Consider the following 13,386-nt stretch of genomic DNA (forward strand, 5'->3'; position numbering starts at 1 on the left):
AATAAATAAAAAAAGCCTCGTGCTTTACCGAGGATTTTTTAAATTTTTATATTGAATTCTATGGAGTTGGTATTGCCTGACCACTATTATTTTTAGCTCTTCTTAGTTGCCTTTGTATTTTTTTAATAGCAGATTCAATAGATTTTTCTGGTTCAATAATATTGTATTCTCCCCAAAAATCTGGGTCAGAGAAACCAATGGCCTCATCACTTAAAATAATAGAAGATTTAAGTCTATCCTTATATTTTGGTACTTCTCCGTCCTTATTTGTTTCCCAGTCGGTCACAGCCATCTCTGCTGACATACTATAAACTGAATTAAATAATTTATCATCCCAATTAATTTTAAACTCAAGCAAAACATTACTATATCCATAATACCATCTTCCATTTTTTTCCCTATAATTTACTCTGTATGCCATTTCAGTGGGCCACACTTTGGCATTTTTAGGTTTTTTACGAACAAATATTTGTGCTGCTCTTTCTTTATTGGTAATATTTAATGAATATACTGCTGTTGTAAGTGTTTTCTTTTCAGCATCAATATATAATTTACCCATATATAGGGGCTCATCAATATGCCCTTTTTGTTTAAAATCTATCACAAATACATTCTTATCATTAATTTTAGTAGAATGGTCAAAACTAAAAGTGTAATCTTCTATGGATTCGTCTGTGAAAATATATTCGGGATATTTCATAACATCCGCAAAAAGAGTATTAAAAGGCCCTCCTTGTAATTTGAGTGTTACTGTATCTAGTTTGCTATAGTCTGTACTTTTCCTTGCTTTATAAAGCTGCATGGCATCCTTACGGTTGGATGTATAAGGTGTTTTATAAATATTTACTACAGCCTCGGAAAGCGATACATTTGTTTTTCGTTTTTTAATGGTCTCTCTGTAAAAAGCGGTCATTAAAGTTGGGTCATTAAAATAATTTTCTCCTTTTTTTGCCAATGTTTGTTTTACTAATTCCCTGGCATCCTTTGGAATGGAAATATCCACTCCAGATAATTCTATTATAGATACATCTAACCCTATGACGTTTTTTTCACTTTTAAATTGAGATAGGGGAATTAATTTAGTACTATACCCCAAAAATGATATTATAACATTGCCATCTCTTGTATTTTTTGGAACTTTTAATAAAAACTCCCCTTCGGTATTTGAAATGGTACTAATATTAGTTCCATCTAAGGCTATTGTAGCAAAGACAAGTGGCTTTTTGGTCTGGCTATCCCTAACCTCCCCCTTAAATTGATTAAATGAAACACCTTGGTCATCTTGAAAAAAGGCTGATGCCTGTAAAGTTCCTGTAGCCCCAACCAATAATAATATCAAAATTAAAATTGAAGAGAATCTTAGTTGTGAGTTGTTTTTTCTATATAGCATGATTTTTAAACTTTAGTTTATTTGTTTTAACAAAACCCAAATGATTAGTATAAGGTAGTGATTTTTAACTAGATAAGCATTGTTAATTAACTAAAATTAAGAGTTATTTTTTAAAAGGACTTCTTTTTTTGAAACAAAATAGAAACAAAATTATTCAAAATTAAGTTGGTTTATGAAAAGTAAAAATGAAGTTTATACTAAAATTGAAACACCATCTGCCTGTGCATTTTTATTACTGTCTAAATAAAAATCTATTCGCCCCAGATTAATGCCATAACACCCTACTTGATTTATAAGCACATTGTTCCCTTTTCTATTTTTCTTAATAGTTGGTTTTTCTAAAAAAGTATGGGTATGCCCTCCAATTATTAAATCTGTATGGGTGGTTCTCGTTGCCAAATCCAAATCATGGGGTCTACTGGTATCTTGGTATGCATATCCTAAATGGGAAAGACAAACAATGATATCACATTTTTCTTCTTCTTTTAACTTAAGTTCCACTTCTGTAGCAATTTCATAAGGATTTAAATATTTAGTTTCCTTATACAGATTTTTAGTAACTAACCCTTGAAGCTGAATACCCAAACCATAGACCCCTATTTTAATATCATCAATAATGTAAGTTTTATAGGGCTTTACATACCCATCCATGAGTGTATTGGTAAAATCATAATTTGCAGAAAGCATTTCAAACTTGGCATGGGGTAATTGGGAAAGGAGCCCATTAATACCATTATCAAAGTCATGGTTTCCAATGGTAGCGGCATCATATTTTAACATACTCATGAGCTTAAACTCTAGCTCCCCACCATAAAAATTAAAATATGGAGTACCCTGGAAGATGTCACCGGCATCAAAAAGTAACGTATTGGGGTTTTCATTTCTAATTTGCTCCACTAAGCTTGCCCTACGCGCTAGACCTCCTAAATTAGGGAATTGGGAGTGGTCCATTGGGAATGCATCAATATGACTGTGGACATCATTGGTGTGTAGAATAGTTATTTTCTTTTTAGAATCTGTTTGGCAAGAGTTTAATGTGAGTCCTCCTAATCCTACGAATGTTGATGTAGCAGTCGTCTGCTTAATAAATTTTCTTCTTTTCATCATCATAATTTTATAAATCTATCATCAACGACTGGCGCAATGGTATCCACTTTTTTAAAGTAGTCTATCATGGCATTCCGTATCATATAATCTACTTCAGTTACTCCAATATTATCTTTAAAGAAGCCCATTCGGTCACCACCAGTTAACAAATAACTAGAAGTAGCTACAAAATAGGTGTTGTCTTCATTAAAAGGTTTCCCATTAATATTTACAGATTGTAAGCTGTTGTTTTTATCTAAAATTATTTGCAACCCAGAAATGGGATGTGGTACTTCAGAATTTATAAGAAAATAAACCAATTCTCTGACTGATTTCCCAGTTAACTCCACTACAACAATAGCATTTTCAAAAGGCATAACCTGGTAAGCTGTACGAGCGCTTACTTTTCCTTTGGAAATGATAGAGCGAATCCCTCCATAATTCAGTAGAACAAAATCTATATCATTTGTACTTCTTAATTTAAAAATTGGATTGGCTTCAGAAAGAACAATATCTGCCATTAGGTTGCCTGCAGAAGTATTGTATTTACCATCAATTTTACTAATCATCTTAGGTGCATAGGCAAGGGTACTGTCCAATATTTCATTTATTCTATTTCTGTAAGGCGTAACAAAAGACTCAATGGAGTCTACCTCATTAATAGAGTCCGTTAATTCTATTTGTGAACCTTGTATAGATGTTACTACATAGCTTTTCTTCTTACAAGAAAAAAAACAAATAAAAGTTATAAATATAACAAAATGTTTTATTTTTAAAATCATTATAGTTGGTATCTTAGCTGTAAAGTTATATGGATATTTTTACATTTGTAAAAATGTGAAAAATAAATGTTTTTAAAGGGTCTAAAGGATAAATTTAAAGTTAAATCTGGTTTAAAGCACCTAAAGGAGGAATTAAAAAAAAATCATCCTGTTGTTGACAGAAAGAAGGGAATATCTTCTGTAGGTTGTATTGTTGATTTGGATCAGTTTACAAATTCTGAAGTGTTTTTTGAATTGTTGGAAGATTTTTCTTTAAGGCCAAATGCGGTTAAGATAATTGGGTATAAAAGTTTTTATGATAAGAACTCACCTTATTCAACACCTGTTTTTTCTGATAAAGATTTGGGTTGGAATGGAGATGTTGAAAACAGTTATGCATTAGAATTTTTGAACAGGGAATATGATTTATTGATAAACTACTATACACAGGATAGTTTATTAATGAAATTGATGACCTTGAAAACAAAAGCTAGAATTAAAGTTGGTTTTGGTGAAATAGATGAAAATTTTAACGACCTAATTTTAAATGCTCCGTTAAAGGACTTTAAGACATTTAAGAAAGAGCTTAAAAAATATTTGATTGTACTAAAGGAAATTAATAAGTAATGGAACAATTACATGGTACAGGAGTAGCATTGGTAACCCCTTTTAAAGAGGATTTTTCTGTTGATGTCATTGCATTGGAGAAAATTGTGGAATACAATATAAATGGAGGAGTGGATTATTTGGTTGTTTTAGGAACAACAGGTGAGCCTACTACACTATCTAAGGTAGAAAAACAAGTGGTTATAGACACCATTGTTTCTGCCAATGCGGGTAGATTACCATTGGTTCTAGGTATTGGCGGCAATAATACTGCAGGTGTAGTAAATGAACTCCAATATTGGAATTTAGATAATTTTGATGCCATACTTTCTGTATCTCCATATTATAACAAACCAACACAAGAAGGTATTTACCAACACTTTAGAGCATTGGCTTTAATATCTACTAAACCTATTATTTTATATAATGTCCCAGGTAGAACAGGAAGTAATGTTTTGCCAGAAACAGTTTTGCGCTTGGCAAATGATTTTAAAAATATTGTTGGAGTAAAGGAAGCTTCTGGAGATATGGCGCAGGTCATGAAAATAATTCAAAAGAAGCCAGAAAATTTTATGGTTATTTCTGGGGATGATTTTACAGCTTTGCCAACAGTATTGGCTGGAGGCACAGGTGTTATATCTGTTTTAGGGCAAGGACTTCCCAGAGAATTTTCTAAAATGATTCGACTTGGTCTGGAGCGTGAAGTTGATGAAGCATATAGATTGCAATATGCTTTGCAAGATGGAATGGAACTTATCTTTAAAGAAGGAAATCCAGCTGGTATAAAGGCCATATATGAAATTTTTGAATTGTCTGGAGCAGCTGTAAGATTGCCATTGGTTGTTGCTACAAACTCTTTAAAGAGTAGAATTTCAGAATTTCTAAAAGTGTTCTCTAAGGTACACGCATAGTTATCTACTTTTCATAAAGTTAAAGCTTAGCCAAAATTGTTGTCGAAAGGTATGGGCAGCCTTATTTTCGCATTGTAAAAATGTTTTTTAAATCCGTTGATTATCCGTAATTTTGCAAAATGTTTTTGAAAATGAGACGACTACTTCCTATTTTATTCTTTTTAACCATTTTATCATCCTGTAGTGAGTACCAAAAAGTACTGAAAGAAGATGATGTAAAGGCCAAATATGATATGGCCCAAAAATTTTATGAGGAAGGGGACTTCAAAAGGGCCAATAGGCTTTTTGAACAAGTAGCGCCCAAGTATGTTGGAAAACCACAAGGGGAACGAGTGATGTTCTTTTTTGCAGATTCTTATTTTAAGATTAAAGATTATTATACAGCAGGATATCAGTTTGAGCGTTTTGTAAAATCATATCCAAAGAGTGATAAGGCACAAGAAGCTACATTTCTTGGAGCAAGAAGTTACTATGAATTGTCACCAAGATATTCTTTGGATCAGACAGATACCGATAAAGCTTTATTAAAACTTCAAAATTTTATTAATGCCTATCCAGATTCAGAATATTTGCCACAGGCCAATATTATGGCGAAAGAGCTTACTACTAAGAAAGAAAGAAAAGCTTATGAAATAGCCAAGCAATTTGCAAAACTTGGGGAATTTTATACTTTGGATTATAATATTTCTGCTATTGCTGCTCTTGATAATTTTATTTCAGATTACCCTGGTTCCATATATAAGGAAGAGGTTATGTATCAAAAAGTAATAGCAACCACCAATTTGGCGTTAAATAGTACAGCGAACAGAATGGAAGAAAGACTAAGAAATGCTCAAGAAGCATATAGAACATTAAAAAAGAATTTCCCAGACACAAAATATCAAAAGAAAGCAGATGATTTATTGGGGAAAGTAGATAAACAATTACAAAATTATTCAAAATAAAATCTTCAACTAAAATGAACATGAACGATTTAAAAAATTCGAAAGCTCCGGTATCTACCGTAACTATAAACAAGAATGAGTTTGATGCCCCAACGGAAAACATCTATGAGGCAATTGCAATTACTGCCAAAAGAGCCATTCAAATTAATTCTGAAATAAAAAAGGAGCTTTTAGAAAAACTGGAAGAATTTGCTACTTATAGCGATAGCTTAGAAGAAGTTTTTGAAAATAAGGAACAAATAGAAGTTTCTAAGTTTTATGAAAAATTACCAAAACCACATGCTTTAGCAGTGATAGAGTGGTTAGAGGATAAGATATACCACAGGAATACAGAGAAAGACGTTTAGAGTTATGCTGGGCGGAAAAAATATCCTTTTAGGAATAACAGGGGGTATTGCCGCCTATAAAACCACTTTCCTTGTACGATTATTGATTAAAGCTGGTGCAGATGTTAAAGTAATTTTAACTGAAAGTGCCAGCTCTTTTGTTTCCCCACTAACACTTGCCACCCTTTCTAAAAACCCAGTGCTTTCTTCCTTTGTAAAGGAAGAAGATAATAGTATTTCATGGAACAATCATGTAGAATTAGGACTTTGGGCAGATTTAATGCTAATTGCTCCCGCTACTGCCAATACCTTGTCCAAAATGGCACATGGCACTTGCGACAATTTATTGTTGGCGACTTATTTGTCTGCAAAGTGCCCAGTTTTTTTTGCTCCAGCCATGGATTTAGATATGTACAAGCATGAATCTACCAAGCTTTCTTTTGACAGATTAAAATCTTTTGGCAATATAATGATACCAGCAACTTCTGGAGAGTTGGCTAGCGGCCTGCATGGTGAAGGAAGAATGGCGGAACCGGAGGATACTATTGAATTTATTCAAACCTATCTATCTAAGGGGCTTCCCTTAAGTGGAAAAAAAATTTTGATTACTGCTGGACCAACTTATGAGGCAATAGATCCTGTGCGGTTTATTGGCAATCATTCTTCAGGATTAATGGGATACGAATTAGCCAAGGTAGCTGCAAAAATGGGGGCAGAGGTGATTTTAGTATCAGGACCATCACACTTATCAATTCAACACCATTCTATTAAATTAATTATGGTAACATCTGCAGATGATATGTATAAAGCAGTACATAAACATTATAAAGATGTGGACATTGCTATTTCTGCCGCCGCAGTAGCAGATTATAAGCCAAAAGAAGTTGCGGACCAAAAAATTAAGAAAAAGGAAAGTCAATTGACTATTGATTTAGTTAAGAATAAGGACATATTACTTTCTATGGGTGAGCAAAAAGAAAATCAATTCATAGTTGGTTTTGCTTTGGAAACAGAGAATGAGGTTGAAAATGCAAAAGGAAAGCTCAAAAGAAAGAATCTTGACGCTATTGTTTTGAATTCCTTAAATGATTCTGGGGCTGGTTTTGGAAAACAAACAAACAAAATATCCTTTATTGATAAGAATTTGAATATTAAGACGTTTGAATTAAAGACGAAGGCAGAAGTAGCCTTGGATTTATTGAATGAAATCATTGTTAGAATACATGCGTAATTTTCTAATTGCATTTTTTTGTTTTTCTTTTAGCATCTTTCTTGGGGCGCAGGAATTAAACTGTACAATTACAATTAATTCTGACCAAGTTGGGCAAACTAACCAACAAGTTTTTAAAACCTTGGAGCGTTCTTTGAACGATTTTGTCAATAGAACAAAATGGACCAATAAAGTTTATAAAGAAAACGAACGAGTTAATGCCAGAATGTTCATTACGGTGACGGAATATGAATCTGATAGGTTTAGAGCTAACATTCAATTACAATCATCCAGACCAGTTTTTAATTCTTCGTATGAGACTCCAGTTTTTAATTATAAGGATAACCAGTTCGATTTTCAGTATATAGAATTTCAACCTTTGGCATTTAATGAAAATGTTTTTGATTCCAATTTGGTTGGGGTTATATCTTACTATGTATACCTAATTTTAGGATTGGATGCTGATACATTTGCCTTGGAAGGCGGAAATGATATGTATCGTAAAGCACAAAACATAGTTACCCAAGCTCAGAGTACCAATTTCTCTGGTTGGAAACAAACAACAGGGGAAAGAACTCGTTTTGAGTTGGTAGATAATTTATTATCCAACACCTTTAGGGAATACCGTATTGCCATGTACAACTATCACAGAAAAGGTATGGATATACTGGCGGACAATAACAGCACAGGGAAACAAATTATCTCTGGAAGTATGCGTTTGTTTGAAACGTTGATTTCTAGACGTCCCAACGCCTTTTTAATTCAGACCTTTTTTGACGCCAAGTCAGAGGAAATTCGTAATATATTTTCTGATGGCCCAAAGGTAGACGTTGTTAAGCTGCAAGAGACCCTCAATAAAATCGCCCCTTTTTATTCCACAACCTGGAATGAAATAAAGTTTTAAACCTCATTTTTTTGCAGGGTATAAAAAAGTATCTTTACGGCACTAATTTGCTATAAGTTGCTATCAACCCTTTCCATAAAAAACTACGCATTAATAGACCATTTAAACATTGAGTTTACAAATGGGTTTACCGTAATTACAGGAGAAACAGGCGCTGGTAAATCAATCTTACTCGGGGGACTTTCTTTGGTATTGGGAAAAAGAGCAGATTTATCTTCTTTAAGAGATAAAGAAAAGAAATGTATTATTGAAGCTGAGTTTGAGGTAGGAAAATATAACCTTGAATCCTTTTTTAGCAATAATGATTTGGATTATGAAGCATTGACGGTAATAAGACGAGAGATACGACCAAGTGGTAAATCCAGAGCTTTCATCAATGACTCTCCTGTTACTTTAGATATTTTAACGCAGTTGGGCAATAGGTTAATTGATGTCCATTCTCAGCACCAGACTTTGCAGTTAACGGATAATGATTTTCAATTGAAGGTTATTGATGCTTTGGCAGATAATAGTTCTTTGATATATGAATATAAAAAAGAATTAAAAAAATATAATTTAATTGACAAAGAATTATTCCAGTTAAAGGATTTTCAACTAAATGCTACTAAAGACCATGACTATAACAGTTTTCTATTGAAAGAACTGGAAGACGCGCCCTTACAGAAAGGAATTATAGAAGAACTGGAAGAGCAGTATGAGCAGTTGAACAATGTGGAAGTTATTTTAGAAGAACTGTCAAAAGGGAATCAGCTTTTAAATGACGAGCAAATAGGAGCGGTTGCTTTGCTGTCACAATTGAAGCAAGTTTCTGCCAAACTAATTTCTTTTGGCACCCAGTATCAATCTTTAAACGATAGAATACAATCTATTTTTATTGAGTTGGATGATATTTCCACAGAAATTGTAACTATTCAAGAGGGAGTAGAGGCTAATCCTAAATTATTAGAAGAAATAAATGGTAAGCTACAACTGTTGTATGATTTACAAAAAAAACACCATACACAAACTGTTGAAGAATTAATTGAAATTAGGGAAGAACTTGTAATCAAAGTGTCTGCTTCTGAAAATGTTGAGGAGAACATCTTGGAAAAGGAAAAGGAATTAACTGAACAAGAAAAAGTAGTTGCAAATCTTTCTGATAGTATTAGTGCTGAAAGAAAAAAAATTATACCTTCTTTGGGTAAACAATTAATAGAAACACTTACATCTTTAGGGATGCCCAATGCATCATTTAAAATTGAGCTAAATCCTTCTTCTAATTTTAAGAGTAATGGAAAAGATAATTTAACCTTTTTGTTTTCAGCCAATAAAGGTGCTGATTATGGAGAGCTTAAAAAAGTGGCTTCTGGTGGTGAAATGTCTAGAATTATGTTGACAATAAAATCCATACTTACTAAATATGAACAGTTGCCAACTATTATGTTTGATGAAATTGATACAGGAGTATCTGGAGAAATATCAAACAAAATGGGTGATATAATGGAAGAAATGAGCGGTACCATGCAGGTTTTTTCAATAACACATTTGCCACAAGTGGCGTCAAAAGGGACACATCATTATAAGGTTTATAAGGAAGATGATGGTGTGCAGACCCACACAAGAATTAAAAAACTAACTACGGACGAAAGGGTAGTGGAGTTGGCAGAAATGCTTGGAGGAAAAACTTTATCCGATTCTGCTATCGCTCACGCCAAACAACTATTAAATTAACTAATTTTAAATATCTTTGAACACTATTATTAAAACATAAGAACAGCATGGCATATAATTTATTGAAAGGTAAAAGAGGGATAATTTTTGGAGCTTTGGACGAAAATTCAATTGCTTGGAAAACTGCAGAAAGAGTACACGAAGAAGGAGGTACATTTGTATTGACCAATGCACCAATTGCCATGAGAATGGGACAGATAAAGGAATTAGCTGAAAAAACTGGCTCTGAAATTGTACCTGCAGATGCTACAAATGAAGAGGATTTAAAGAACTTGGTTACTAAAGCTACGGAGATTCTTGGGGGTAAATTGGACTTTGTTTTGCATTCAATCGGCATGTCTGTCAATGTTAGAAAAGGAAGGTCTTATACAGACGAAAAATATGATTTTACAGCTAAAGGCTGGGACGTTTCTGCATTGTCTTTCCATAAAGTAATGCAAAGTCTGTATAAAGAAGATGCTATGAATGAATGGGGAAGTATTGTTGCATTGACCTATATGGCTGCGCAAAGAACATTCCCAGATTATAATGACATGGCAGATAATAAAGCATATTTAGAATCTGTAGCCAGGAGTTTTGGTTATTTCTATGGAAAAGAGAAAAATGTTAGAGTAAATACTATTTCCCAATCTCCAACTCCAACTACGGCAGGACAAGGAGTTAAAGGGTTTGATGGCTTTATTAGTTATGCCGAAAAAATGTCTCCACTTGGAAATGCTACAGCTGCTGATTGTGCAGATTATACAGTAAGCTTATTTTCTGATTTGACAAAAAAAGTTACTATGCAGAATTTATTCCACGATGGTGGTTTTTCCAATACGGGAGTAAGTCAAGAAGTTATAGAGAAATTTTCATAATGAAATAATACACATAATAAAAGCCATCCCATTTGTGAGGATGGCTTTTCTTTTTTACATTGATATGTATATGGGCTTAAGTTATTCATTTATAATTCCTGTTTATAATAGACCTGATGAAATTAAGGAGCTATTGGACAGTTTGGTGACTCAAGATTACAAGTCCAATTTTGAAATTGTAATAGTGGAGGATGGCTCAACCTTGAGTTCTGAGACTGTGATTAAAGAGTTCAAGGATAAGCTCTTTATTACATATTTAAAAAAGAAGAATACGGGACCAGGTGATTCTAGAAATTATGGTATGCATCATGCTAAAGGCAATTATTTTATTGTTTTAGATTCAGATTGTATTTTACCATCATATTATTTAAGTGCAGTTGACAGCTCTTTGCAAAAAGAATTTGTCAATTGTTTTGGTGGCCCAGATGCGGCCCATGATTCTTTCAGTATTGTACAGAAGGCAATAAATTATGCTATGACCTCTTTTTTTACAACTGGTGGTATTAGGGGGAATAAGAATTCTGTGAATAAATTTCAGCCAAGGAGTTTTAATATGGGAATTTCTAAGGAGGCCTTTTTGTCTACAAATGGGTACGGAAATATTCATCCTGGGGAAGACCCGGATTTAACTTTTAGGATTTGGGATAGTGGATATAAGACCAAATTGATTCCTGAAGCGTATGTATATCATAAGCGAAGAATAGATTGGAACAAGTTTTATATTCAAGTAAATAAATTTGGAATGGTGCGTCCAATTCTTAATAAGTGGCATAAAGGCACGGGGAAAATGACTTACTGGTTTCCAGCGCTTTTTTGCATTGGATTGTTGGTTTCATTTGCATTAATACTTTTAGACGTTAAAATTCCACTTTATTTTTATGGGGTGTATTTTATGATTGTTTTTTTTGATTCCTTGATTAAGAACAAGAATCTTTCTGTAGCCTTGTTATCAATATTAGCAATTTGCATTCAATTTTTTGGGTACGGTTATGGTTTTTTAAAGTCCACAATCTTGACTAATTTTAGCAATAAAAATCCACAGGAATTATTTCCAAAATTATTTTTTAAAACAGATTAAGTTGATAAAGAGACTAAAAAGTAGCCTTAACAGAAGAAAAGTGAAAATTTTTCTATTGTTTTTTCTATGCTCTGGTTTGGCTTGGTTAATTAGTAATTTATCAGAATCATATGCTAGTGATTCTACCTTTGATTTGGAATTTGAAAATGTTCCCGACAGTTTACTACTGGCTAATGTTTCAAAGAACAAAATAGATGTTAAGCTTAAAGCAAACGGATTTCAGTTTTTAAATTATGGACTAAAACGAGAAAAAGTAAAATTGGACTTATCATCTATTCAAAAAAAGGGAGCTAAATACTTTGTTACCCCACAGACTTATAAAAAGCAAATAGATAGACAATTAGGCAATTCTGTTGAGTTGGTTAATCTTGATAATGATACTATTTTTTTTGATTTTTTTAAATTGTTTACTAAGGAAGTCCCAGTTATTTGTAATTTGGGAATTACGCTAGCCCAGAACCATATCTTAGAAGGTGAACTGGTCATTAAGCCCAAGACAATCACTATTAAAGGTCCTAAAAATGAAATAGATACTATAACTAGTGTTAGAACTTTTCCAAAAACAATATCAGATTTAAATTCTGACTTTTCATACCCGATAGACCTGGTGAAGCCCGAAGAGATTCTAAATACTCATTATTCTGTCAATACTGTAAAAATATCAGGTAATGTATCAAAATTTTCGGAAATAGTTATAGATGTTCCAGTGGAAGTAATCAACCTTCCAGAAGGGCTAAGTATACAGACTTTCCCTAATACAGTTTCTGTTCTTTGTAAAGCCAAATTAGATGAATTAAAGAACTTAAGAGCTTCCGATTTTTCACTTTCTGTGAATTATAGTATGGCGGTCGATAGCCCAACTAACGTATTGCCATTGGAATTGACAAAAATGCCTAGTTCTGTATATAGTGCACAGCCTTTGGAAACTGAAGTTGAGTATATCTTAAAAAAAGAGGAATGATTGTTGGACTTACGGGTGGTATTGGGAGTGGAAAAACAACAGTTGCAAAAATGTTTAAGGCATTGGGAGTCCCGGTATATAATTCTGATAAGGAGGCTAAACGACTTATGAAGAAGTCCAAAAAAGTAAGAAAAGCTATTATTGAGCTTTTAGGGGAGGAAGCATACAAAGACAAAAAACTAAACAAAGCCTATATAGCAAGTAGGATATTTGGCGATAAAAACTTACTTCAGGAAATGAACAACATTGTTCACCCTGCAGTGAGAAAACATTTTTTGTCATGGACAAAGAAACAGAATGCGCAATATGTTATACAGGAAGCGGCCATAATATTTGAAAATTCATCAGAAGATAAATACGATAAGATTATTTTGGTGACTGCTCCAGAGGAAATTCGAGTAAAAAGAGTGGTAACCAGAGACAAAGTTGCCGAGAAAAAAGTGCAAGATAGGATAGATAATCAATGGGATGATACCACGAAGAAGGAAAAGGCCCACTATATTATTGAAAACATCTATTTGGATGCGACCCAAGAAGAGGTTTTAAGAATTCATAACCAGCTCCTTTCGTTGTAGTTATCCATTAATTTTAACATAATTGTTAAGGTTTGGTTAAACACTTCAACTACAAGATGTTAAATTT

Annotated in this window: 14 protein-coding genes; 11 read left to right on the top strand and 3 right to left on the bottom strand. The window is 33.2% G+C overall.

Annotated features, from left to right (window positions below):
- Positions 1–58 precede the first annotated feature (58 nt).
- From AC000W_RS14055 to AC000W_RS14065, 3 genes are all read right to left on the bottom strand, one after another.
- Complete coding sequence (locus AC000W_RS14055) at positions 59–1,390, bottom strand: carboxypeptidase-like regulatory domain-containing protein (protein WP_474749184.1); 1,332 nt, start codon at positions 1,388–1,390, stop codon at positions 59–61.
- Positions 1,391–1,582: 192 nt separating this feature from the next.
- Entirely contained in the window at positions 1,583–2,494 is a 912-nt protein-coding gene (locus AC000W_RS14060; RefSeq protein ID WP_474749185.1) for a metallophosphatase, read from the bottom strand.
- A 2-nt stretch (positions 2,495–2,496) separates the two neighbouring features.
- Positions 2,497–3,258, bottom strand: a complete 762-nt coding sequence (locus tag AC000W_RS14065; RefSeq protein WP_474749187.1) for a 5'-nucleotidase C-terminal domain-containing protein — start codon at positions 3,256–3,258, stop codon at positions 2,497–2,499.
- 66 nt (positions 3,259–3,324) lie between these two features.
- Between AC000W_RS14065 and AC000W_RS14070 the strand changes: the two genes are divergently transcribed.
- From AC000W_RS14070 to coaE, 11 genes are all read left to right on the top strand, one after another.
- A complete protein-coding gene (locus AC000W_RS14070) occupies positions 3,325–3,864 on the top strand; it encodes a DUF6913 domain-containing protein (protein WP_474749188.1) in 540 nt (179 codons plus the stop codon).
- Complete coding sequence (gene dapA / locus AC000W_RS14075; RefSeq protein WP_474749190.1) at positions 3,864–4,754, top strand: 4-hydroxy-tetrahydrodipicolinate synthase; 891 nt, start codon at positions 3,864–3,866, stop codon at positions 4,752–4,754. Before AC000W_RS14070 ends, dapA begins: the two co-directional genes overlap by 1 nt.
- A 131-nt stretch (positions 4,755–4,885) precedes the next feature.
- Positions 4,886–5,698, top strand: coding sequence for an outer membrane protein assembly factor BamD (locus AC000W_RS14080; RefSeq protein WP_474749191.1), 813 nt, complete (start codon positions 4,886–4,888; stop codon positions 5,696–5,698).
- Positions 5,699–5,712: 14 nt separating this feature from the next.
- Complete coding sequence (locus tag AC000W_RS14085) at positions 5,713–6,045, top strand: DNA-directed RNA polymerase subunit omega (RefSeq protein ID WP_474749192.1); 333 nt, start codon at positions 5,713–5,715, stop codon at positions 6,043–6,045.
- A 4-nt stretch (positions 6,046–6,049) separates the two neighbouring features.
- Complete coding sequence (coaBC, locus tag AC000W_RS14090; protein WP_474749194.1) at positions 6,050–7,255, top strand: bifunctional phosphopantothenoylcysteine decarboxylase/phosphopantothenate--cysteine ligase CoaBC; 1,206 nt, start codon at positions 6,050–6,052, stop codon at positions 7,253–7,255.
- Positions 7,248–8,138 carry a type IX secretion system protein PorD gene (gene porD / locus AC000W_RS14095; RefSeq protein ID WP_474749244.1) on the top strand — a complete coding sequence of 297 codons (891 nt, stop codon included), beginning with the start codon at positions 7,248–7,250 and terminating at the stop codon, positions 8,136–8,138. Before coaBC ends, porD begins: the two co-directional genes overlap by 8 nt.
- Positions 8,139–8,195: 57 nt before the next feature.
- Positions 8,196–9,848 (top strand): DNA repair protein RecN, encoded by a 1,653-nt coding sequence (gene recN / locus AC000W_RS14100; protein ID WP_474749195.1) that lies wholly within the window; start codon positions 8,196–8,198, stop codon positions 9,846–9,848.
- A 47-nt stretch (positions 9,849–9,895) separates the two neighbouring features.
- Entirely contained in the window at positions 9,896–10,705 is an 810-nt protein-coding gene (locus AC000W_RS14105; RefSeq protein ID WP_474749196.1) for an enoyl-ACP reductase FabI, read from the top strand.
- A 70-nt stretch (positions 10,706–10,775) separates the two neighbouring features.
- Positions 10,776–11,783, top strand: a complete 1,008-nt coding sequence (locus AC000W_RS14110; RefSeq protein WP_474749197.1) for a glycosyltransferase family 2 protein — start codon at positions 10,776–10,778, stop codon at positions 11,781–11,783.
- A 40-nt stretch (positions 11,784–11,823) separates the two neighbouring features.
- Positions 11,824–12,744, top strand: coding sequence for a CdaR family protein (locus AC000W_RS14115; RefSeq protein WP_474749198.1), 921 nt, complete (start codon positions 11,824–11,826; stop codon positions 12,742–12,744).
- Complete coding sequence (gene coaE, locus AC000W_RS14120) at positions 12,741–13,319, top strand: dephospho-CoA kinase (protein ID WP_474749199.1); 579 nt, start codon at positions 12,741–12,743, stop codon at positions 13,317–13,319. The genes AC000W_RS14115 and coaE overlap by 4 nt, the downstream gene beginning before the upstream one ends.
- The last annotated feature ends 67 nt before the right edge of the window (positions 13,320–13,386 follow it).

The sequence above is a fragment of the Saonia sp. genome (assembly GCF_056326165.1).

What these genes read in the sequence shown, in the direction of transcription:
- AC000W_RS14055 (WP_474749184.1), bottom strand. Translation starts at nt 1,390, where the DNA reads ATGCTATATAGAAAAAACAACTCACAACTAAGATTCTCTTCAATTTTA.
- AC000W_RS14060 (WP_474749185.1), bottom strand. Translation starts at nt 2,494, where the DNA reads ATGAAAAGAAGAAAATTTATTAAGCAGACGACTGCTACATCAACATTC.
- AC000W_RS14065 (WP_474749187.1), bottom strand. Translation starts at nt 3,258, where the DNA reads ATGATTTTAAAAATAAAACATTTTGTTATATTTATAACTTTTATTTGT.
- AC000W_RS14070 (WP_474749188.1), top strand. Translation starts at nt 3,325, where the DNA reads ATGTTTTTAAAGGGTCTAAAGGATAAATTTAAAGTTAAATCTGGTTTA.
- dapA (WP_474749190.1), top strand. Translation starts at nt 3,864, where the DNA reads ATGGAACAATTACATGGTACAGGAGTAGCATTGGTAACCCCTTTTAAA.
- AC000W_RS14080 (WP_474749191.1), top strand. Translation starts at nt 4,886, where the DNA reads ATGAGACGACTACTTCCTATTTTATTCTTTTTAACCATTTTATCATCC.
- AC000W_RS14085 (WP_474749192.1), top strand. Translation starts at nt 5,713, where the DNA reads ATGAACATGAACGATTTAAAAAATTCGAAAGCTCCGGTATCTACCGTA.
- coaBC (WP_474749194.1), top strand. Translation starts at nt 6,050, where the DNA reads ATGCTGGGCGGAAAAAATATCCTTTTAGGAATAACAGGGGGTATTGCC.
- porD (WP_474749244.1), top strand. Translation starts at nt 7,248, where the DNA reads ATGCGTAATTTTCTAATTGCATTTTTTTGTTTTTCTTTTAGCATCTTT.
- AC000W_RS14105 (WP_474749196.1), top strand. Translation starts at nt 9,896, where the DNA reads ATGGCATATAATTTATTGAAAGGTAAAAGAGGGATAATTTTTGGAGCT.
- AC000W_RS14110 (WP_474749197.1), top strand. Translation starts at nt 10,776, where the DNA reads ATGGGCTTAAGTTATTCATTTATAATTCCTGTTTATAATAGACCTGAT.
- coaE (WP_474749199.1), top strand. Translation starts at nt 12,741, where the DNA reads ATGATTGTTGGACTTACGGGTGGTATTGGGAGTGGAAAAACAACAGTT.